Here is a 22,443-nt window from a genome sequence, read left to right as displayed (position 1 = left end):
GAACGCCTCACGCAAACCGTTCAACTAAAACGATGTGCGTCATCTATTGCAACGCACAGAAATAACTATTGCATCCATTGTAATAGGCCGTCCTGCATACTAAGTAGGGAACACCTTAGAGAAAAACTTCCCTTAAGGTAAACTTCATTTTTTGTGTGTGAGTTATAGCGTAATGTACGACCCCAATGAGCAATCCGCCTCGAAAACAGCGTCGCCAGCTGCAGAGATCGTGACCGTGACCACTGGAAATCGCGCCAAGTCCAAAGAGCGTAACCGCCTGAAAATTTTAGAATCGGCGGCGACTCTTTTCCGAGAGCGCGGCTTCGAAGCGGCGACATTGCGCGACATCGCCCGCGCCGCCGGACTTTCGACGGGTGCCCTTTTCGCCAATTTCGCCGACAAGAACGAAATCTTCATGACGGTGCTGGAGGAAGAAAACGCGAAGGTCATCGGCGCGATGCGTAACGCGCATGACGCGTCCCTGCCCCTGGTCGTGCGCCTTCATCGGCAGTTGATGCGCGCCTACGAAACATCTCAACACAATGCCCGCATCGTCTTGTCGGCCTTCGTGATGAAGTGGAGCCACGATCAGTCGACGCCGAATGAAGTGGGCAAGATGAGCGAACAGGTACGTGTGGTCTTGCAAGATACACTGACTCAGGCCCACGAACGCAAAGAAATACCCGCCGGCGCCGATATCAACTGCGCTGCCGAAGTGCTAGAAGATCTGTGCTTTGCCAACCTGCGTCGTGCCTACCAGGCAAGCGACGATGCCGGCGGCTACGACCTGAACAAAATGGCCGAAGACCTGACCGCTCAGATCCGCATCGTCATTGCCGGTATTTCTGCCTGATACATATCAGGTTGACGGTTTCAAAACGGCGGACATGTTCATGTCCGCCGTTTTTGCCATGCGTCCCTGAACCAGCCAGAACAATAGGCATACGCTCAGCGCGCCAAGCGGTACGTGCACGATCTCGGCCAGTCCGCGCGCCACGGCGGGCAGCAGGAATATCCATATGCAAAGCAATTTTTCATAAGGGCGGAACCCCTCTCGCACGCCGGTAAGGATCAGCCAGCCTAAGGGCAGAACGATCATCAACAGGTCGTAATCGAGCAGGAAGGGGCTAACCAGCAGGCTGGCTGAAGCCAGCAGTGCGCCGAAGGCCAGGGCATCGGGCCTTAGCCGTACGGCTATCCAGCCAGCGCGGGCCAAAACAATCCCGGCCAGCAGGATTTGCGCCACGTAAGCCACCACATTGGGCAGGCCCAGGGTTTTCAAAGCGCCGAACAGACTCTGCATCTTGGCGGCGTCGACGAACCCTTGATCCAGGGTCGCCCGAGCCAGCGCGCTATTGGCAAAAAATGCCAGATAGCCCTCAGTACCGAAAACGAGCCACGCCGCCAGGCACAGAGCAAACGCGCTTACGCCCGCCGCGAAAAAGGTTTTCCAGCGCCCGGACGCGGCCAGCACAAACGGCAAGGCGAGCGCCAGTTGCGGCTTTATGATCAGCAGGCCGAATACCAAACCCGACGCAACTGGCGCCCGTTGCAAAAGCAGACACCCGCCCGCCATGATGGCCGTCGTCAGGGCGGCGTTCTGGCCACAGGCGATGTTCATCCATATGCCGGGGAAGGCGATCAGAGGCAGCCATATCGCCCGGGCCCCGTCTGCTTTCACTCCCACCATCATGCGCGCAAGCCAGGTGCGAACTATCGCCAGCATGAGGCCGGTGGTGGTCCCGAGCGCGATGACCGCCGACCAGCCGTACGAGACCAGCCCCAAAGGCAGGCAGAGCAACAGATAGGGCGGCGGATAGAAGAAGGCCCAGTAACCGAGGTCGCGGCTGAACACGGCGGTTTCGGCGGCATGGTGCAATTCCGGCCGCCACGCATCGGCGGCATGGCCCGACAAGGCCAGTCTGGAGGCAGCAAAGAAGCTGATATAGTCGCCGCCGAACGGCATCCCGTTCCTGTCGATCAGGCCATCTCCGGTCAACAGCCGGAAGATGATAGGAAACAGATCGACCAACAGCAGCATAAGCGCCCAGAAACGGACGCTCTTGGCGTCGAGCCAATGGGCGTCACGCAGCTGCGAAAATTTTGAGGCGTCGGCCAAGGCGGTCTCCGGAACAGGACCGCATCAAAGCAGGAAATGGTAAATTTCGGCTCAAGGCCGGTTTACGATGTCCATTTCAGGGTGGTGGCCTTGACCGGATTGACGAAGGGGCGCTGTTCGGCGCGCGACGCCATCCATTCCTTCTTGAGCTGCTGGTACCATTTGGCCTGGGTGTCCGCGTCATCGATCCACAACAGCGACGGGTCGTATTTCAGACCCTCGTTTTGCAGGTTCACCATATCGCCGTCCTGCTTGAGGAAGGCCTTGGCGCCATAGCGGAACAGCGGTGAGATAAAACGGAACAGCCCATGATCGGACCAGAAGATCTGGGTGATGCGCGTCGTCTTATCGTCGAGCGGCGTCAGGCAGGTCAGGCCCAGCACCTGCTTTGGCCCCACCTCTATGTGCTCATAGCGGATGCCGGGCAGCCGGAAGGTGATTTCGGTTGCTGGCGCGCCGCCCAAAATCTTGTATGCACGGCTGTTAGATGATGGCTTGTGCCGGATCATCGAAAACCCGAATTCCCGCGGTTCGAACGCCTTGGTCTTGGACAATTGCTTCTTGGCCGAGCGCCACCACCATTGCTGATGCACATAGGGGCCATGCGCCGGGTCCATAAGACCGACAACGGCGTGATCGATATGGGAATCGAAATCCATGGTCTCGACGATAATAGGCTTGCCGCCGACAACACCGGGCAAGTGCGGCGGCTCATGATCGGGTTCGGTCGGACGACGGGCATCGGCGGTCATGTATATCCATACGATGCCTTGCTGTTCGCGAACCGAGTAGTTGCGCACGCGTATCTTCTCCACGTCCATTTCCTGATCCGGCGTGAGTGACGGCACGGATTTGCAGGTTCCAGACGTATCGAAGGTCCAGCCATGATACGGACATTGCACGACGCAAGCGCCGCCGCGACCGTCCCGGACCATTTCCCCCGCCGACAAAGGCGCAGCGCGGTGCGGGCAGATATCGCGGATAGCATAAACCCGACCATCCAGATCGCGACCCAGCAGGACAGGTTCACCCAGAAAGACATAGCGTTGCAGTTTACCGGCAATAAGATCGCTGGACAGGGCAGCGAACCACCAGCAATCCTTCAGGAAGCCCTGTCCAAAGGCGACTTTTAACGTAGGGGCTGGGGCGGTTTGATCAGGCATGGCTACTCTTCTGCAACGCGAACGGCCAGTATAGATAGCACAACGCGAAACCGCAAACCCCGCGACATTTATGCGCAGACGGGTTTGCGATTGTCGATTTTAGCGCGTGGCGGCGAAACGGCTCAGCGCCTCAAGAAAGGCCTCGTTTTCCGAGTCTTTCCCAATGGTGACGCGCAGGGCCTGCGGCAGGCCGTAATTTGCGACATGACGCACAATCAATCCCTGCGACATGAGGAATTCATTGGCACGGGCGGCTTCTTCGGCATCGCGGAAATAGATCAGGACGAAATTACCGATCCCTTTGCGGATATCGAACCCCATGCCTGCGATCGCCTGACGCAGGCGGGGATGCCAGTTGAGGATTTGCTGGCGCGACGCTTCGATGTGTACCGCGTCCTCAAGTGCTGCCACGGCGGCGAATTGCGCCGGCAGGTTGGCATTGAACGGCAGGCGGATGCGGTCGATAGCGGCGATGACATCGACCGGACAGTATCCGAACCCGATCCGCAATCCGGCCAGACCGTGAATTTTCGAAAAGGTGCGCGTTACGATCACATTATCGGCGTGACGAGCCAGCGGGAAAGCCGTCGCCCAGGTCGGTTCATCGACGAATTCGGCATAGGCTTCGTCTATGACCAACAGGATCGACGGGTCAAGGCGCGCGCGCAGGTCGGCAAGTTCTTCGGGCGTGTTCCACGTCCCCGTCGGATTGGCCGGGTTGGAGATGTAAACAATCTTGGTGTGGTCATCGACCAGGTCCAGCAGGGCATCTATCGACACGCGCTGGTCCGGTTCTTCAGCCAGCTTTACCTCGGCCTGGCACGCCAGGGCGCTGATGCGGTAGGCCAGGAAACCATGCTCACCCGTGACGATATTGTCACCGGCTTCGAGATAGACCTGGTTCAAAAGGGCAAAGACTTCGTCCGATCCGTTACCGAAGACGAGCCGTTCCGGTTCCAGTCCGTGATATTGGGCGACGGCGGCGCGTAATGGTGCGGCGTGGCCGTCCGGGTAGCGGAACAGCTTTTCCTTCGCCTTTTCGTAGGCTTCGATGGCGCGCGCCGAACAGCCCAGCGCGTTCTCATTCGACGACAGCTTGATCGGTTCGGCCACACCGTCGATCTTCGACTTGCCGCCGACATAGGGGGCGATATCCAATATGCCCGCTTTCGGGGCGGGAGCAATTTTGTTGGTCATGTTTTTAAGTCTCTAAATACGAGGCGCCGCGCCGATAATGCCCGACAGGCTGCCCAGGCTGTCCGCCGCCAGGCGCTCGTCGTTTTCCTGCACGTAGCCGATAAGGCCAAATAGCTTCAAACCCTGCGCGGTGCAAAGCCATTCGGCCGCGAAACCGCGCAGGCTAAGATGTTCGACGATTTTATTTTCGTGTTCGCGGGAATCGCTGACCCAGAATGTCAGGTCATCGCCCGTGGGTTCCGGCTGAATAGCAGCGAGCGCCACGGCATGTGGCCGGGCGCCCGCAATTTTCAACGTCAATTCCGGCAAGGCGGCGATAATGCGCACCTTCGGTTCGGCCAGCAGTCGGGCCCACCACGCGCCGCTACGGGGATCAAGCGACAGGACGGAAATCTGACGGACATCGCGCGCCGCCTGAATGGCGGCCGTGGCATCGTTGACATAACCGAAGGACGGGGCAAAACCGAACCGTTCGCGCGCCCACACAAGGACTTCCTTGGAATGTTCGCCTGCGCTCATATTCAGGTGAAGACCGCCGTGCGCCGCGCCTTGAATGCGCAGGTTTTCAGAAATCAGCTCCCGCCAGATACGCACCACCACGGCTTCGGAGGCGGCCTTTCGCGGCATGGCGATCAGCTTGCGGATCAGCAGGGCCTCACGGTCGGGCCGCAGGAGTGAAACTTGCCGGTTCGTCCCCTCTTCCTTCGCCTTGGCTTCGCCTATGGCCTGCCCCAGGGCGGCGCGCGCATCGATAAGGCGCAAAAGCTCAGTATCGAGGGCATCGATCTGGGTGCGAAGGTCGGCTAAACTACTCAAGGCACAGGTTCCGGGTTAGGCGCAGGCGGCCAACCTAAGCGCTTACATCTGCGTTCTCAAGTCTTGTTTAGGCCAAAATACGCATAGTTGCAGTATTACGGCAGTATAGGTGCATCTGAAACTTTTAGGCTGCCGACATAGGCGCCACCATTATGAAACTCAACAACGAACCTCTGCGTGCCCTGGGTCGCCAGGGTCAGGTTCAACACCGGCCGCGCCAGGGTCATATTTTCCTGGGATATCAGGCGCAAGGCCCCCAATACGTCGATAGGATTGAACGTACCTGACATCTCAACATTCATCTTGCCTTGAAGGTGTGATGTCGTGTCAAGCGTCAGGGTGTCGGCAGTGGTGAAGACATTGAGATCGCCAGCCGTCAATTTGGCCTTATACGCCTTGATTGCACCGCCATTGGCGCTCCATGTCTTCAGGCTGTCGGCGAAGTTTTCGCCCTGGAACGCCTTCATACGGTTGACCGTCGCTTCGACATGAAGGGACAACGGCTTTTGCGGCGACAGATCGCCGACCAGGCTGTGCGGCTGTCCCTTGGCGCCGATGACGCGGATCAGCATATCGGCGGCATCGCTATCGGCCGCATTGGGACGCAGATAGGCCTCGAAGTTTTCCGCCGACGAAAAGGTGAACGGATGTGCCGGATCGGACGGCGTCAAAGTCAGGCCCACGCCTTGGAGAGCGACGTTGTAAATCGGGTGATTGAGCCCGGAAACGCTGGCCTTCAGGCTGCGGCCGGTAATGACCAGCTTGCCAAGGTCGACACCCGCCGGGCGGCCACGGAATAGGGTCAGGCCTTCGGGCGCCTCCGCGATCCATTTATCGAGGGCGTAGGCATTGGCCTCGGCCTGCACGACAGGCGCAGAAAAACCGCGCCCGACCGGCGACACCACGGTGACATTGCGGAAATCGAGATACATCCGGTACGGATAGCCGCGCACCTGGACAGGATCGAAACTGGCCTGATAGCCGGCATTGATCAGGCTCTTCTGGTGGGCCAGCACGCGAGCCTGCACCTGATTGGCGGTATAGAACCAGTAGCCGGACCACGCAGCGAAGACGAGGAGCAAGGCCGCGAACGGCCCGAACAGACCTATACGGCTGGGCTTTTTCTGCGGCTTCGGCGGCAGGGTGATGTCGTTGGTGTCAGACATGGCGGCTCCCCCGGACTGGTACATTAACCAAAAGCCACAGAGCCTGGCAAAGGTCAATTGGGATAGAGGAACATCTCAATGGCGGCAATGGCTTCGGCCAGGGTGCACCTCTGGATCAGCACGCCCTCGGGCAGACCGGAAAACAGGCGTGTCGGCGCGGCGGAATCGAGCATGACGAACACGCCCTTGTCGTCGCGGCGGCGGATCAGGCGGCCGAAGGCCTGGGCCAGCTTGGCACGGGTCAGGGCGTCATCATAGACCTTCATGCCGAAATGTTGGCGCCGGGCCCGGTGCAAAGTATCCGGCCGCGGCCAGGGAATACGATCGAACGCAATCAGGCGAAGGGCCTGACCAGGCACATCGACGCCGTCACGCACGGCGTCAGTGCCGAGCAGGCAGGAATGATGTTCGGCGCGGAAGACGCTGATCAGGTCGGAGACGTCCAGCGGATCGACATGTTGGGCGTAAAGCGAAAGCCCCTGTTCACCCAGCGGCCGGTTGATTTGCTCATAGACGGCGCGCAAACGCCTGATAGCGGTGAACAGGCCGAGCGCGCCGCCTTTGGCAGCAATAAATAGAGCCTGCATAGCGGCGCCAACAGCGCGTGCGTCTTCGCGCGATACGTCGGTAACTACGAACAAACGCGCCTGGGAGGCATAATCAAACGGTGACGCGACGCGGACCGTCTTTGCACCCATAACAAGATGATTGGCGCCGGTCCGTTGCCGCGCCAGGCCAAAGATATCGCCTTCCGACGCTTCACGCGTGCCGTCACTTAACGTCGCGGAGGCAATCAGCACGCCGTGCGCCGGCTTCAGCACATATTCAGCCAGAGGCAGGGATGGGTCGACATAGTGCCGGTTCAAGCAGACATCGACCACACGCCCACGAATGACTTCGGTCGAAAACCAGTCGATGGTCTGCGCCGCCTCCGGGCTCCGGCCCGGCAGAGACGGATCCTGTAACGGGTCCTCGTCCATGGTCATTTGCTGCAACAAGGCGCGCCACGCCGGCAGCAGCATTCGCGCCCGCCGCTCAAGCCCGCGCAGGGCGCCTTCGATCCGGATACGGTCCGCCGGTTCCAGTTCCGTCCCACCGGTCGTCAGCCGGTCTTCCAAGGCGCGTACCAGGGCCAACAAAGGCGCTTCGATAGCCGCCAGGGCCCGCGCCGCCGTCTTGGCCGCCAGTGCAACGCCTTCCAGACAGGGATGGGCCTCACATTCGCCGCCCTGCTCATTGTCCGGTGAAAACTTGGTGCGCACGCGCACCTCACCCAGACGTATGTCTATCTGCTTGTAAACTTCGACCAAAAGCGCTTCAACGGGCCCCACCGGGTCGAGCCCGCCGCCATCCTGGGTTCGCACGGTAATGCGTTGGGAAAACCCTTCCGCCGGCAGTAAGGCGGCCGCACGCACCAGTTCCTGCATGGCCTGTTTCGAGGCATCGTCGCCGGCCAGCAGATCGCCCAGACGTGCCTCAAGCCCGCGTCCTCTGCGAGACCGGCCTTCATTGCCGCGAATCCAACGGCGCAGTTCGAAGGCTTCCAGACCGGACAGTCGCGTGGCGAAGGCCGAATCGGCGGCTTCGAACACATGGTGGCCTTCATCGAATATGAGACGCGACAGGGCCGGCACCGCCACTTCGTCCTGGACGTCCTCGCCATTCAGTTCCGCCTGCATTTCTGCCCGCGCGATGTCACGCAGGTCGTAGGCCGCCTGCGCCATCACCAAGGCATGGTTGGCAATGACCAGCGACGCGGATTTGGCCTTGCGCACCGACTTTTCGATGAAGCAGACACGATAGTGCGGACAGGCGGCATAGGTGCATTCGCCGCGCCGATCGACCAGCGCCGAGGGCGTCAGGGTCTGAAAGACATGGGCCGGCGACGTCGGCGGCAAAAGAGATGGCAGCCAGGTGGGGAAATCCCCGCTTAATATGTCGCCATCGCGACTATAAAGGACCCAGCGCGCCATCAGCACAGCCATGATCAGTTCGGGCTGGCTGTGGGCATTATTCAACCTTTCCTGAAAATTGAGAAGACAGAGATAATTTTCGCGTCCTTTACGTACCACCACCTGTTCGGCACGTTCTGACGGATGTTCAAACAAGGCGTGCGTGTCGTTATAAATCTGTTTTTGCAGCGCTTTTGTGAACGTTGAAATCCACACCTGGCCCTGCGCCTTGCGCGCCCAGGCATGGGCCGGCGCCAGGTAACCAAGGGTTTTGCCCACGCCGGTGCCGGCTTCGGCCAGCAACATGTTCGGCTGGTCCTTGACGAACTTCGGTGCAAAGATGTCGCGTGCACGCATGGCAAAGGCACGCTGCTCCGGCCGCCGTTCATCGAGACCCGCGCGCGCCAAATCGGCGTCAAGCGCTGCCCCCACCTCTTCTTCGCTTAAGGAGACCGTACGCGGCTGACCTTCGGGCGCCTGATCCTCCCACTCTTCCAGTAATGACCAAACGTCGAGGGCTGGCGGGGCAATATAGTCCGGCGGAATCTCAGTGGCATCCAGCACGGCCTGAAGCATGGGCGCCCACGCCCATCCCTGCTTTTCCATAAGCCGTATACCGGATTGGGCGACAAGCCGGACACCGAGCGGCGACGACTTCAATAGTTCACATAAATGGGTAATGACGTCGAACAGGACGTGCGCCTGCGCCTCTGGCGTTTGCGGTTCGGCGTAGCCGCAGGCCAGGGCCAGGCCGGCGACAGACGGCGCACAGAAGTGCGCAGGGCGAACGAAGGCGAACAACTCCAGCACATCGAAATGGCGCGCTTCCCGGTGACTACGATTGCCAAACAGGCGCGTCCGCAAAAGCGCAGCATTGGCAACGATCAGGGGTTGCCGCCCCCACAGTTCACGCAGTTCCGTTGGCGAAATATCGCGATTTTCATCCCCCGCTATGCAGGCGCGAACCGGCGAATAGCCCAGCGCCGCCTTCGGGGCGTACTCAGCCCACCAGACGGGCGCATCGGAAGCTGTCAGGGTTACGTCGTCACTCACGCAGGAATCTTAACGCGCGGCGACTGCGTGGCACAAGTCACATTGGAACAAAATGCGAATTATCTACCTTCTAACCCTGCCGGAGCGGCCAGCAGGGGTGTTCCGTCGCTGATTGGGGTGAAGTTGGCAACGGCAATATCTGCACGCGTCCGCTCGCTTTCACTGAGCTGAGCCGCCAGATCGTCGACATATTTCGGCGCATCCTTGTCACCATTATTGGCGGCAATACGCATCCACTTGTAGGCCTCGCTGAGGTTCAATGCGACGCCATCGCCACGCTGATAAAGGGTTGCCAGGTTAAACTGACTGTCCACAACGCCCCGCTTGGCGGCTTCGCGGAACCACATTGCTGCGGTGGGGCGATCCTGGACACCGCCATCACCTTCATAATACATGGCGCCGAGCGTGAACATGGCATTGGGCACGCCACCTTCGGCCGCACGCTTGAACCAGGCACGTGCCTCGCTCAGGTCGATTGGAATGATCTTTTCGTCACCCTTGTAGATCTGGCCCAGGCGATATTGCGCCGGGGCGTAGCCTTGATTTGCGACCATCTTCAAGGCTTCCACCGCCTTCGGATCCTTGGCGCGCAAGGCTTGATCGGCCAGCTCATAGCGAGTTTTCAAATTGGCCAGGTTGGGCGTATCGCTCGGCTGGCTTACCGTCAAAGCCGAGGCGACGATGGGGATGGGTGCCTTCTTGTCATCCGACAGCTTGTTGGCGACGACCAGCCCAGTCGCACCGACCGCAACCAGACCCATGGCGATGGAAGACGCCTTCAGCGTATTGCTGAACGTGCTGCCCGGCTTGGCAACAGCCTTGCCCTTGCCTGACGGGTCAGGCTTGATGCCCCGGCTGCGCGACGGGCCGGATTTCAGCGTGCCAAGACTATCGCCTTCCATGCTGGCGCGCACAGCCGCCCGCGCAGCTGCCAAGGCGTCGCGTGTTGACATGGACACCGCTTCACCAACCGGCAGATCGTCGTCATCATCAAATGGACTTTGGCTGCTGGTTGACGGGGCTGGATGGCTTTCGGCAAAACTCACCGAGCGCGGTGCTGTTTTTCGCGAAACTTCAATATCGGCAAACGGATCACTGTCGTCTTCATCAATAGCCGGCGAAACAGCCTGGGCTGCTGATTTTTCGACATGCAGTGGCGCGGGTTCCGGCGCCACCAGATCGGCTTCAAGGTCATCTTCCTCGAACGGATCGAAGTCGGGCTTGAAGTCGCTGTTGGCGAAGCGCGTAACAGGCCTCAGAACCTCACCGGTCAGGTCGAAACGCTCATCCTGGGGCGTCTCTGCCATATCCGGTTCAGGCGCATCAAATTGAGCGGTGTAAACATCCTGCTCCGGCTCTTCAAACCCGTCGATCACGGCTTCGGGGATTGGCGCGGCCTTGACGTCGGGGGTGAAGGCTGCCGCCACGTTTTCGAATGGATTTGGCAGTACACGAGGCTCAGGCTCCGGCGCTACGGCACGAGCCGCACGCGGTTCGGCTTCCTTCAAAAGGCTCTCAGTTTGTACCTTGGCCAGACGGGCGTCGATCCGGGTCCGCGTGTCTTCCAAAAGCTTGGCCGTGCGAGCTTCGCTCTGGCGGATGCGCTCGGACAGGTCGCTGCGCACATGGTCGCGGTTCTGTTCCAGTTGCTCACTGACAGCCCCCAACACCTGCGCCGTGCGGCGTTCCGAGTCGACCAGCTTGGTGTTCAGGCGCTCTGAAATACGGGCGATCTCACCACCGAGGCGCTCAAGCGCTTGGGCATGCTGATTTTCACTACGGCCGATACGGCCTTCGATGGAGTCGCTCAAGCGCTGAACATCGCCACCCAGGCGCGACAAGCCATCACGATTTGTCGCTTCGACGCTGGCAACCCGACGATTGAAGGTATCGGCAATGCGGACCACATCCTTGCCGAGGCGCTCGATGGCGTCCGCCGACCGCTTTTCCGACTGCTCGATACGCTCACCGACGACCTTGACCGCCAGCTCGATGGTTTCCTGCTTACCTGTCTGCAAAGCGTTGAGCAGGTCCTGGCGCGACTCCTCGACGCGGCGAGACAGATCGGCAGCCAGGCCGGTCAATGAGCGCATAGCTTCCGGATCGGAAACATCACCGCCATCTTCGACGCGGTTCAGGCGACCATCCAAAGATTTGAAGGCCTGCTCCAGGGTCTTGATGGCGCCGGTGGTCTGGGCCTCGGCCGCTTCAAGACGGTGCGCCAACTGCGCGACCACCTTGTCGATCAGAATTTGCGCCGACCGATCCGGATCGCGCAACTCGACCTGGGCAATACGATGCGAGAGGCCGACCATGTCGCCACGCACATCCTTCAATGTGTCGCGTGTACGGGCTTCACCTTCATAAAGCTGGTTCGCCAGACGGCCAAGCGCCCCTTCAACGGCGCGCAGAGGCTCACCGGCCTCCGGCGATTTCAAACGGTCTTCAAGCCCTGCGACGCGATCGCGCTCTTCACGCAGGTGGCCGGACAGGCCCTCAAGACGTTCGGCCTGGGCATCGATCAGACGCTCGGCCTGCTCAAGACGGCGGGCAATGGCGCCCTGATCTTCTTCGGCGCGCGCGATACGTTCGAAAGAAGACAATACGCCTTGGGTTTGCTCCTCGATACGATCCTTGGTTTCGGCATGGGCCGCTTCTGAGCGTTCCAGGCGGCTAAGCACAGATTCGACGGCGTGCGACACGCCACGCACGGCGGTGGCAGACCGCGTTTCGGAATTTTCTATACGCGACCCCAGGGTTTCCAGCGCACGCGCAACACGATTCAGATCGGTTGACGCCGTTTCATACTCGGCCTCTTCGGCGCGATGACCATCATCATAACGCGGGCGATCTTCGAAGATAGACTTGCGACGCAGGTCGCGTGACGACAACGGCTGAGCCGCAGACGAAAAAGGCGCGGCCGTCTTGCGGCCGTCGTTACGGTCTTCATTGCGGGCCATGCGGCCTCCCGACAGTTCGTTATAGCCGACCTCGCGATAGATCGGTGCACGACGGGCACGCGGCGCGATTTCGGCTTCGTAGTCTTCTTCGTCGTATTGAATTTGAGGTTCGGGCCCGCGCCGCACTGCATGGACAGGCGCTTCAGCGCGACTACGTTCGCGGGAAATCAAGGCCGCGACATCCTCCCCCTGGAGAATCATCTGGTTCAGCCATTCCCCAAGGGTCATGCCTGAGCGGCGCGCCAGATCCTTGGCGACTTCGCGCGCCTTGGCATCTATACCCTTCACACTCCAAGGTGCGTTCGCGCTCATGCGGTTCCCCTAACTTCGTCAGGTAGCGAGCGTAGACAACATTATGTTGAGTGTAAACACTTTGTTAACTACCACATATGGATGAACATTAATCTTCTGTGGAAACTTGCCCCAAGCAATTTGCCTGTAGCGCGAAAAGCCACAAACTGTAGGAAATACCGCCCTTGCCCGCGGCCCGTCTTGCCGGCCGCGCATTTACCATACATATGCGAAGCATGGAACTTGATTTACCGATTACAGCGATTCTGACGGTGGTCGCCGCCCTTTTAACAACCTTTTTCGGCTTCATGGGCACTCGCCCGATGAATCCAAAAAAAGGCCCACGGATGGTGCCGTGGACCTTTTTAATGCTACTGACCTTCACGGCCACCATGTTCCTGATTGTGCACGTGCTCAACCTTATTGGTGTCCAGACCGCCCCGCCACCGCAATTCCCAAAGGCGTAGCGACTCGCCCCGTGCGGAACAATGACTCGCAAGCTCACATCGGGCTTGTCGGGACCTATGCGCTAAAACACCAGGCCAAAACGGCTTTTTGCGCATGTATGCGGTTTTCCGCTTCGTCCCATATGACCGATTGCTGACCGTCGATGACATCTTCGGTCACCTCCTCGCCACGATGGGCCGGCAGGCAGTGCAGGAACAGGGCATCGGGTTTGGCGAGCCTCATCAGCTCAGCATTGACCTGATAGGGCTGAAAGGCTTCAAGACGCTCGTCGTGATCCAGATCACCCATCGACACCCACGTATCCGCCATTACCACGTCGGCACCGCGCACGGCGTCTTCGGGGCTTTGGGTCACCATGACATTGGCACGCGATTCCGAGGCAAAGATCATGGCCTCCTGCGACGGCTTGTAACCCGCCGGACAAGCAATGTTCAGCGTAAAGCCAAAACGCGCCGCCGCATGGATGAAGCTGTTGCAAACATTGTTGCCGTCACTGACCCAGGCCAGGGTCTTGCCCTCGATGGCGCCGCGATGCTCTTCGATCGTCATGATGTCGGCGAGGATCTGGCACGGATGCGACTGGTTGGTCAGGCCGTTGATCACCGGCACTTCGGACACCTTGGCCAGGCGTAGCACGTCGTCGTGATCGTTGGCGCGGATCATGATGGCGTCTACCATGCGCGACAGCACCTTGGCTGTGTCCTCAATCGGCTCGCCGCGTCCCAACTGCATGTCGTTGGCGGTCGAAATGATGGCCTGACCACCCAATTGGCGAATGGCGGCGTCAAAGGAAAAGCGAGTGCGCGTGGAATTTTTCTGGAAGATCATGGCCAGAACACGTTCACGCGCCGGCGCGTCGGCGTCGGGCTTGCCCTTGGGCCAGTCTTTGCGCAGGCGCTTGCGAGCGTGCGCATCGTCGACGATGGCGCGCAGCTCTTCGGTGGTCAGATCGCAGATATCGAGAAAATGGCGGGTCATGTGTGACTCCCTCGGATTTTTGAAAATGCCCCCCGCATCCGCCCTGTGCAGACGGTATGTCTCACGGCAAATGAGGGGGCTTTTTAGTGGGCTTAAGCCGTTTCCCTGGCCTTTGCGCGGGCAGCGGCGAAGGTTTTTTCCAATCGCGCCAAGGCCTCGCGGGCATCTGCCTCGGTGAGGTTGAGCGGCGGCAACATGCGCACGCAATTGTCGGATCCGCCCGCGATCAAAAGGTCGTTGTCGCGCGCCAGCCCCATGATTTCACGATTGTTCGGCTTGAGCTTGATGCCAACCAAAAGCCCCTTGCCCCGCACGTCCTCGATCATGTCCGGCCAGGCCGCCTTGAGGCCTTCCAGTTGCTGCTTGAGGTAGCCCGCCTGCTTGCGAACGTTTTCGAGCAACTCGGGCTTGGCGATTTCATCGAATGCCGCCAGGCCGACCGCCATGGCCAGGGGGTTACCGCCGAAGGTCGAGCCGTGCGAACCGACGACCATACCGGACGCCGCGTCGCGCGTGGCAAGGCAGGCGCCGATCGGGAAACCACCACCAAGCGCCTTGGCGACCGTCATCACATCCGGAGCGACACCGGAATGCTCATAGGCCCACATCCGTCCGGTGCGGCCCATGCCGCACTGGATTTCATCGAAAATCAGCAGCAGACCATTGTCATCGCAAAGCTGGCGTAGGTACGTCAGTTCGGCGTCGGTCAGCGCACGGGCGCCGCCTTCGCCCTGAACGGGTTCGACAATGATGGCGGCGGCCGTCGGCGCCTCAGCGGCCGCCTTGATGGCGGCATGATCGTCCAGCGACAGGTGGACAAAGCCCGGCAGGCGCGGACCGAATCCGGCCAGATAGGTTTCATTACCCGCAGCGGTCACAGCAGCATAGGTACGGCCGTGGAAGGCGCCTTCGAAACCGATGACGTCGATGCGCTCCGGATGGCCCTTCGAGGTATGATATTTACGCACCAGCTTAAGCGCGCATTCCACCGCTTCCGTGCCGGAATTGGTGAAAAAGACCTGATCGGCGAAAGAGGCATCGCACAGCTTGGCCGCCAGCGTTTCCTGCCCCGGAATGGTGAAGATGTTGGAGACGTGCCACAGCTTCTTCGCCTGCTCGGTCATGGCGTCGATCAGGACCTGCGGCGCATGCCCCAGGCCGTTGACGGCAATGCCTTGCACGAAATCGAGATATTCACGGCCCGATCGGTCATACAGTCGGGTTCCTTCGCCGCGTTCTACCTCGATAGGCGCCCGCGCATACACACCGAACAAATGATCTTCAGATTGAGCCATGGTCATAACATCCCAAAAGAGAAAATCCCCGCCGCGGCTACGGAAGGGACAAACAAATCTAAGCTTTTGGGGCTTAGGCGCGCCTTTTGTAGAAAAATCGCCCGGTTGTCAATGATATTCACAGGCTATATTCAAGCGCTAGCCTTTGTGTCATAAAGGTTTCATATGAAAGAAAGCGCTATGACTACACCTACGATCAGCCTGCTTGCCGGCGGTGGCTTTCGCGTCCGCCAGGACGATCTGGAAGGCGTCGGCACCACACTTCCTGACGCCTTGACCGCTCTATCGGCCGCTATTGCCGCCCGCTACGATATGGAAAAGGGGGATGAAATCGCCGCAGCCGAAGACGCCCGCCGCCAGGCTGATATTCTGGCCAATGATCGCTTCATTCGCGGCGGCCAGCTTCAGCACAGCGTCCTGACCGCTATGGCGATCGGCTTGATTTAACCCTGTCAGGGTTTAGGAGTCGGGTCGAGACGCGTCACCTCATATCCGCGCGCCCGCAACTGCGCCACCAGGCCGTCCGGGCCAACCAGATGCGCCACGCCGACCGTGGCAAATACCCGATGCTTGCCCTTCAGTATGGCCTCGATGCGAGGCATCCACAGGCTGTTGCGTTTGACCAGCAGGGTCTTGTAAACCTCCGGAGTTTCCTTGGCCATGCGATTGACGGATTCGGTCAGGGCCTTTTGATCGCCCGCGCGCCAGTGCCCAGACAGCACGTGTATCTCATCAGGCACCACCCCCGTACCGAAATGCGCCGCCAGCGCCTGTTTGAGCGCTCGTGTGCCTTCCGCCTGGGTTGGTGCCTCTCGATCGGACAGATAGCTGTAATGGACCGAATTGGATTCAAAGCCGTCAATCTTCATCTTCAACGACTTAGCCCGCCGGAACAAGTTGTAATCCACGCCCCGATCGACGCTGAAGCCGCCAGCGACCAAATCCATTTGCGAAATAAAGCCCGCCATGGCGGACGGCTTAACCCGCACCAGGTCGTCGAGCGTATAGTTGTACCGATTGACGATGGTTTCGAGTTGATGTTTTTCAAGATCGCTGAGCCCGTCGAGCAAGACCGGACGGCTGGCATAGGCCGTCGCCTTGAAGCCCTTGAACTTGGGCTGATATTCCAGATCGGGCAATTCGAACCAAGCTTCGTCAGACATATCGAACGCCTGAAACAAGCGCGAATCCATCCAGTTCAGATTCTGTCGAAGCATGTGGATGCTGCCAAACAGATAGAGCGTGGCGTCGCCAGTCTTGACGACCCACAGCAGTGGCGATCCGGTCGGACCTGCCTGAGCTTCGGCGGCATCGCGTTCAGCCGGCGTCAGGGAACGCGCTACTGGAGGAGCTGCCGGCGTTGCCCGATGCCACTGACCGACGCCGAAAACCCCGGCGGCGGCCACCGCCAACGCCACGACGCCGATAAGGACCGGCCCTCGCCACGCTGGCGGTGACGGCTTTGCCGACACGGCCGTTTTCAGCGACTGGCGAAGCGCATTGACCTGCATTGCAGACCCCCATGACATAATCCAGGCCAAAAAACAGCCCCAGATTGTATAGCCCACCAACCTTACTAACGGGTTACAGGGCAGGTTACATGGCTGGCCTGACGGTCACCACCGAATCCAGCCGCGTCAAACGATGCCCCCGTTTACGCAATTGCTTCACCACGCCGTCAGGGCCGATCAGGTGTGACGTACCGACCGTAACAAAGCTGACCCCTCCGGCGGAAATCGCCGACTCCATACGCGGCACCAATAGGGTATTGCGGTGAACCAAGGCGGCATAGGCATCCGGGTTGGACTGCGCCCCAAGCATAAGCCGCTCAGTCATGGCCTTCTCGTCCCCCAGCCGCCAGGCGGCCGCCGGCAAGGACACGCCGCCGACCCCGCTGCCCAGCGCCTCGGTCTTTATCGTCAGGTGGCGGGCGCGGTGGAAGAGCACGCTTTCCGGGCCAGGCATCACCTTCTCACCCGGACGGCTTTGGGGATAATTTGCGGATTCAAAAAACACCCGATTGGCGCCGTCAAAAGCGGTGAACAAGCGCCGGTCCATCCAGCCGGTCATCCCCGCGCCACTCACCGCCCCGGCATCGGGCGCACCAAACAGGTATACGGTCGAATCCGCCTCTTTCAAAACCCACAGGAGCGGGGATCCGGTCGGGCCCGCCTGCGCTTCCGTCACGTCGGGATCGGTTTCCACCGCGAACGCCTTAATCGTGACGTCGGGATTTTGCGACCTGTGCAGCCAAATGCCAGCCGGCACGATGACGGCAACGATGGCGACGGCGGCGACAATGGCCAGCCCGCTGTCGAGCATCCAGCTTAGCTGGCCGGTTTTGGGTGACTGAGACTCATTTAAATTGGCAATCTGCATGGCTGACTCCCGGTTGAAACATACCGGAAGTACTCGCCTGCAAGTGTCGGGCCGCTTTTTAACCTTTTATTAAGGATCAGATCGATACAGGTGTCTCAATACCGGACACGCTCCACCTTTACGCCATGGGCCTTGAGCATGTTGATCACACTATCCGGTCCGATCAGGTGACCGGCCCCCACGGCGATGAACGTCGTGCCCTTGCCCGCCAGGATAGTCTCAATCTGCGGTTCCCAGGCCGCATTGCGCTGGACGATCAGGCGCTGGTAGACATTGGCGTCCTCTGTCTTGATCTTGTCCACAAGGAAGGTTTCCAGGCCGGCTTCGTCGCCGCGCGTCCACGCGTCGAACAGGTTGCGGATGTCGGCATCGACCGTGCCACTGTCCTTTAACAGAGTGCGCAGACCCTTCAGTTCTTCTTCATCACTCGTTGGCACCATCAATTCAATCTGCTGCTGCAAGGTTTCGAAGCCACGAACGCCCTTGTTCGCCTGGCGCGCCTTGGCCATGAGCGTCACATCGACGCCTTCCTTAGGCGAATAACCGAGTTCATTGATCTGCTGGAGGGTAACCACCAAACCGACCGCCCACTTGCGCAGATTCTTGAACGCAGCCGTGCTGCCGCCCATCGGCTTGAGCAGGGTATCAAGCTGGGTGATCTCCTGCGGAGTCAGACCGGCGGTCAGGCTGCCGGACGGATCGATCATGTATTTTTGGGCGATGGCAGCGGCCGCGGCCTGATCGTCGAGATTGGGCACTTCGAACCACACATCCTGGGCGCTATCGAAGGCTTTCTGGACCTGCGGGTTGAGCCAATTGGTGCCCGGCTTCATGACGTGGATGCTGCCGAACAGGTAAATGGTGGAATCGGCATCCTTTATGACCCACAAGGCGGGTTTCGCGTCGGTGGCTGGCGACGCGGCCAAGGTCACGGTCTCTGCCGTTGTGGCCTGAGCCATCGGCGCCAGGAATGCACCGAGCAGCGCGGTCGCCGACAGCAGGCCGGTCTTGAGCATATTGAGCATAGATAGTCCTTTGACAGCTATGGCATAAAAATGTCTTCGATCCGCAGGGCAAGCCATCCGGCCCCGGACCAGTCGCGTTCAGCACGCGGGATTTTGACGCGATTTATCACGACGGGCTTGCGATGCCTCCATCACCCGATGATCCACGCATACATGCGGCGCCCACAGGAAAGGGGGAATCAGTAGGAAGCTCAAACCAAACAAGCTTTCGACGCCCATGTCCAGCGAGAACAGCGTCTTCGCGCGGGTGATCAAGGCCGGCGCGACCGCCCGAATGGTATCGCCCCAAATGGCATCACCACGTCTCTGCGGCCTCACCAAAGCCATAGCCCCTTTTGGCGGACAAATCCCTTCCTGGCACAGGGTTTGTGGCGCAAAGCTTGCAGGATGCGGCGCAGTGAGGTTGTTTTTGTATCGAAGGTAACAATGCGTTTGACATGTGAAGTGATTAAGGCGAGCGCGTTAAGTGATCTCGATTTAGGTCTGTGGCGGGCCATGTGTCAGGCGACGGACCTTTTCAGGTCTCCGCTTTTGTCACCGGAATGGACACAGGCCGTCGCCAGTGTGCGCGACGACGTCCACGTCGCGGTTTTTCGTCGTATGGGCAAGGTCATTGGGTTTCTGCCCCATCATCGCCGGCCGCATCGGTTTGCCCGTCCCGCTGGCGCGCCCTTCGCCGATTACAGCGCCCTGATCACCTTTCCCAATCCGGGGATCGACGGCCGTCAGGCGCTCAAGATGGCGGGCATAGACCGCTTTCAAGCCATAGGTTTAGTCGATCCTCACAATGTCTTTGGCGAATCAGGCGGCGAAGCAGACACGGCCTATGGCATCGACCTCAGCTTTGATGAGACGACCAACAATGTGACGCGCAAGCACCGCAAGAACATAAACCGCCATCGCCGCAACATGATCGAAATGCACGGCGATGTAGGTTTCATCCTGACGGACCGCGACCGCAGCCATTATGATCAGATGATGCGCCTGAAGCGGGAACAGATCGAGCGGAACGGTCTGCACGATTTCCTGGCCCCGCCATGGGCCACAGACCTGTTCGAACGTCTGTACAACGCCCCCGAGACCGGCCTGCACGGCTCCTTGTTGACCATGACCATCGGCGGCACCCCGGTCATGTTCCACTATGGCCTGCGGCTCCGCGACCGTATGCATCCGTGGGTTTCCAGCTACGATCCGACCTTCGGTGTCTTCTCTCCGGGCTCGATCTTCCTGACCGATTGCCAGGCGGTACTCAAGGAAAACGGCGTCAGCTATTACGATTTGTCGACCGGTCAGAGCCATTACAAGGATTCCTTCAGCAATACCGCCTATGATGTGCGCCATACGCGCATCTACGGCGCGTCTTCCTCCGCGCGGTTCGGCGCCGGGCTGGCGAATGTCGCCATCCGCGTCCAGGGCGCCATGGGCGGACGCGTGGCCGATGCCGTTACCCGTCTGAACCGGCGCTTCGACCAGATCGCCTGTCTTGAACTCGATTTTGTCAGCCGCGCCAGGGGCGTGGCCTACGCTTTTGCCGCCGCACCGCGCCGGCTGAGGACATCGCAAGGAGCCGATTGATGCCGGATACCGGCGCTTTCCCATTGAAATCGCCAACGGCCGCAGACAGCGCGGCCAGCGTGTGCGTCATCATTCCAACCTTCCGCCGGCCGGAGGGTCTGGCCACGGCCATGCGCTCCATCTGTGTTCAAACGGGAGTCAGCCACCTCATCGTATGCGACAACAGCCCGGAAGCCTCAGCCCGTCCACAGGTCGCGGCCTTCGACGCGCCCTTTCCGGTGACCTTCCTGCATGAACCCGCGACCGGCGTCGCCAACGCACGTAACACCGCCGTCGCCGCCTGCGACTGCGCCTTCATCGCCTTTCTCGACGACGACGAAGAAGCGCCCGAAGGCTGGCTGGCCGAAATGGTCGCCACCCAGCGCCGCTTCGACGCCGATGTTGTGTTCGGTCCGGTGACCGCCCGCGTGCCAAACTCCGGTTCGCCGCACGCCGCCTATTTCACCCATTTCTTTTCGCGATTTGGCCCGGAACAATCAGGCCTGCTGTCTTACTACTACGGCTGCGGCAACGCCTTGCTGCGCGCCGCCGCCCTGCCCTCTAAAACGCCTTTCAGCGTTCTGCAAAACGAAATGGGCGGCGAAGACGATATCCTGTTCACCGCCATGAAAGCAGACGGCAAGGTTATGGCCTGGGCAGCGGAAGCACCGGTCTTCGAAGACGTGCCGCCGCACCGCGCTACCTTCAGCTACACGCTGAGACGCGGCTTTGCCTACGGGCAAGGCCCCAGCCATTCCACCGGAACCAACGGGCGTTTTATCGCCTGCGCCGGGTGGATGGTACAGGGCGTGGTTCAGGCCGCCCTGTTCGGGATGGCCAGCCTGTTCGCCTTCGTCGTGCGTCACCCACGCCGCGCCTTCATCCTCGACAAGGCCGCACGCGGGCTGGGCAAGACCCTGTGGTTTCCGCCCTTCAAAATGAAGTTTTACGGCGCCAGCCTGCTTAAAAAACGCCAGATTGCGCCGCAAGCCGTCTGAAAACGACAAAGGTTTAGATCATGACCCTCATCAACTGGACGCCTGAGACACAGCGCGCCTTCACCCGCGAAAATCTGGTCTTCACCCAGAGCGTCGCCGACAGCGAACTGTTCAGCGAAGAGGCCCTTATCACCCTGATCGATCGGTATCCGCGCGACAGTGTCGAAGTCTTTACCATGGGCTATGAACCGACCATTTTCGGTGAATGGTATTTGGGCCGCAAGACGGCCAGCGATGGAACCGAGCTGGACGGCCGCGCCTTGATGGAGGCCGTAAAGGCCGGACGCCTTTGGCTCAATCTGCGCCGTGTCAACCATGCCGATCCCGCCGTCGGCGCCTTGTGCGATGCCATTTTCAAGGAAGTGGCAGAAAAAACCGGAACGCATAATCTGAAAACTGACCTAGGCCTTCTGATCTCCTCACCCAATGCCCACGTCGTATATCACCTCGACATGCCCATGGTCATGTTGTGGCAGATCCGCGGCGTGAAGACCGTCTACCTCTATCCCGCCGACGCCGGATTCTTCACCGATCGCCAGATTGAAGGCATTGCCCTGCGCGAAAGCGACGAAAACCTGCCCTATGAAGCCGCCTTCGACCGCAAAGCGCTGATCCACGATCTAAAGCCCGGCGAAATGCTGACCTGGCCGCAAAATGCGCCGCATCGCATCGTCAACGGCGACATGGTCAACGTGTCACTGTCGATCGAGTTCATGACACCCCGCGCCCTATGGCGCGCCAATGTCATCTACGCCAACGGCCTCTTGCGCCGCCTATTTGGTCTCAACCCCAGCCTGGCGTCGTCTCCCAAAATCCTGGAACCGTTCAAGGTCGTGTTCGCCCGCTTGTACAAGATGGCGACCGGCGGGTTCAAGGGCCACAAAAGCCCACTTAAACCCGCCTTCTCGCTTGACCCCGCTCGCCCCGGAACCATCATATATGATGACGGCGTAAAACCCTTCACGCCGCCACCGGCGAAAAAGGCCACAAAAAAGGCGGCTTGATCGGCCAATTGACCCTGGGGCGGCC

18 protein-coding genes are annotated in these 22,443 nt (G+C 59.9%); 6 read left to right on the top strand and 12 right to left on the bottom strand.

What is annotated here, in order from left to right; all coding sequences use genetic code 11:
• Nucleotides 1–172 precede the first annotated feature (172 nt).
• Nucleotides 173–853, top strand: a complete 681-nt coding sequence (locus AEAC466_RS24750; RefSeq protein ID WP_023456390.1) for a TetR/AcrR family transcriptional regulator — start codon at nucleotides 173–175, stop codon at nucleotides 851–853.
• Nucleotides 854–859: 6 nt separating this feature from the next.
• Here AEAC466_RS24750 and AEAC466_RS24745 read toward each other — a convergent pair whose 3' ends face one another.
• The 7 genes from AEAC466_RS24745 to AEAC466_RS24715 form a co-directional block, all read right to left on the bottom strand.
• A complete protein-coding gene (locus AEAC466_RS24745) occupies nucleotides 860–2,119 on the bottom strand; it encodes a glycosyltransferase family 87 protein (protein ID WP_023456389.1) in 1,260 nt (419 codons plus the stop codon).
• Nucleotides 2,120–2,181: 62 nt separating this feature from the next.
• On the bottom strand, nucleotides 2,182–3,282 hold the full coding sequence (locus tag AEAC466_RS24740; protein WP_023456388.1) for an aromatic ring-hydroxylating oxygenase subunit alpha: 1,101 nt from the start codon (nucleotides 3,280–3,282) through the stop codon (nucleotides 2,182–2,184).
• 99 nt (nucleotides 3,283–3,381) lie between these two features.
• Entirely contained in the window at nucleotides 3,382–4,479 is a 1,098-nt protein-coding gene (gene hisC / locus AEAC466_RS24735; RefSeq protein ID WP_023456387.1) for a histidinol-phosphate transaminase, read from the bottom strand.
• Between the two features lie 12 nt (nucleotides 4,480–4,491).
• The gene (locus tag AEAC466_RS24730) at nucleotides 4,492–5,295 is read right to left on the bottom strand and encodes a chorismate mutase (RefSeq protein ID WP_023456386.1); all 804 of its coding nucleotides are present in this window, start codon (nucleotides 5,293–5,295) and stop codon (nucleotides 4,492–4,494) included.
• A gap of 95 nt (nucleotides 5,296–5,390) precedes the next feature.
• A complete protein-coding gene (locus tag AEAC466_RS24725) occupies nucleotides 5,391–6,461 on the bottom strand; it encodes a DUF2125 domain-containing protein (protein ID WP_023456385.1) in 1,071 nt (356 codons plus the stop codon).
• A 53-nt stretch (nucleotides 6,462–6,514) separates the two neighbouring features.
• Nucleotides 6,515–9,466: an ATP-dependent DNA helicase gene (locus AEAC466_RS24720; RefSeq protein WP_023456384.1), complete on the bottom strand. Its 2,952-nt coding sequence runs from the start codon at nucleotides 9,464–9,466 to the stop codon at nucleotides 6,515–6,517.
• 59 nt (nucleotides 9,467–9,525) lie between these two features.
• Nucleotides 9,526–12,738, bottom strand: a complete 3,213-nt coding sequence (locus AEAC466_RS24715; RefSeq protein WP_023456383.1) for an SEL1-like repeat protein — start codon at nucleotides 12,736–12,738, stop codon at nucleotides 9,526–9,528.
• Between the two features lie 215 nt (nucleotides 12,739–12,953).
• Between AEAC466_RS24715 and AEAC466_RS24710 the strand changes: the two genes are divergently transcribed.
• Nucleotides 12,954–13,184 carry a hypothetical protein gene (locus tag AEAC466_RS24710; protein WP_023456382.1) on the top strand — a complete coding sequence of 77 codons (231 nt, stop codon included), beginning with the start codon at nucleotides 12,954–12,956 and terminating at the stop codon, nucleotides 13,182–13,184.
• A 55-nt stretch (nucleotides 13,185–13,239) separates the two neighbouring features.
• On the opposite strand, the gene argF is transcribed toward AEAC466_RS24710, so the two are convergent.
• Together argF and AEAC466_RS24700 are read right to left on the bottom strand one after the other, a co-directional pair.
• Nucleotides 13,240–14,163 (bottom strand): ornithine carbamoyltransferase, encoded by a 924-nt coding sequence (argF, locus tag AEAC466_RS24705; RefSeq protein ID WP_023456381.1) that lies wholly within the window; start codon nucleotides 14,161–14,163, stop codon nucleotides 13,240–13,242.
• Nucleotides 14,164–14,255: 92 nt separating this feature from the next.
• Entirely contained in the window at nucleotides 14,256–15,458 is a 1,203-nt protein-coding gene (locus AEAC466_RS24700; protein ID WP_081714517.1) for an aspartate aminotransferase family protein, read from the bottom strand.
• 180 nt (nucleotides 15,459–15,638) lie between these two features.
• On the opposite strand from AEAC466_RS24700, the gene AEAC466_RS24695 reads away from it, so the two are divergent.
• Nucleotides 15,639–15,905 carry a hypothetical protein gene (locus AEAC466_RS24695; RefSeq protein WP_031238047.1) on the top strand — a complete coding sequence of 89 codons (267 nt, stop codon included), beginning with the start codon at nucleotides 15,639–15,641 and terminating at the stop codon, nucleotides 15,903–15,905.
• Nucleotides 15,906–15,910: 5 nt separating this feature from the next.
• Here the strand turns inward: AEAC466_RS24695 and AEAC466_RS24690 are convergent, their stop codons facing one another.
• From AEAC466_RS24690 to AEAC466_RS24680, 3 genes are all read right to left on the bottom strand, one after another.
• The gene (locus tag AEAC466_RS24690) at nucleotides 15,911–16,987 is read right to left on the bottom strand and encodes a TraB/GumN family protein (protein WP_155913446.1); all 1,077 of its coding nucleotides are present in this window, start codon (nucleotides 16,985–16,987) and stop codon (nucleotides 15,911–15,913) included.
• A gap of 67 nt (nucleotides 16,988–17,054) precedes the next feature.
• Entirely contained in the window at nucleotides 17,055–17,837 is a 783-nt protein-coding gene (locus AEAC466_RS24685) for a TraB/GumN family protein (RefSeq protein WP_023456377.1), read from the bottom strand.
• A gap of 95 nt (nucleotides 17,838–17,932) precedes the next feature.
• Nucleotides 17,933–18,862, bottom strand: a complete 930-nt coding sequence (locus AEAC466_RS24680) for a TraB/GumN family protein (RefSeq protein ID WP_023456376.1) — start codon at nucleotides 18,860–18,862, stop codon at nucleotides 17,933–17,935.
• Nucleotides 18,863–19,288: 426 nt separating this feature from the next.
• On the opposite strand from AEAC466_RS24680, the gene AEAC466_RS24670 reads away from it, so the two are divergent.
• From AEAC466_RS24670 to AEAC466_RS24660, 3 genes are read left to right on the top strand one after another with little or no spacing between them, the layout of a single operon-like run.
• Nucleotides 19,289–20,437, top strand: a complete 1,149-nt coding sequence (locus tag AEAC466_RS24670) for a GNAT family N-acetyltransferase (protein WP_023456374.1) — start codon at nucleotides 19,289–19,291, stop codon at nucleotides 20,435–20,437.
• The gene (locus tag AEAC466_RS24665) at nucleotides 20,437–21,414 is read left to right on the top strand and encodes a glycosyltransferase family 2 protein (protein ID WP_023456373.1); all 978 of its coding nucleotides are present in this window, start codon (nucleotides 20,437–20,439) and stop codon (nucleotides 21,412–21,414) included. Before AEAC466_RS24670 ends, AEAC466_RS24665 begins: the two co-directional genes overlap by 1 nt.
• Nucleotides 21,415–21,434: 20 nt before the next feature.
• Nucleotides 21,435–22,418: a hypothetical protein gene (locus tag AEAC466_RS24660; protein ID WP_023456372.1), complete on the top strand. Its 984-nt coding sequence runs from the start codon at nucleotides 21,435–21,437 to the stop codon at nucleotides 22,416–22,418.
• The last annotated feature ends 25 nt before the right edge of the window (nucleotides 22,419–22,443 follow it).

The sequence above is a fragment of the Asticcacaulis sp. AC466 genome (assembly GCF_000495815.1).
Taxonomy (GTDB): domain Bacteria; phylum Pseudomonadota; class Alphaproteobacteria; order Caulobacterales; family Caulobacteraceae; genus Asticcacaulis.
The sequence above is the reverse complement of the archived record's forward strand: the minus strand, read 5'-3'. Positions and strand labels throughout refer to the sequence as shown.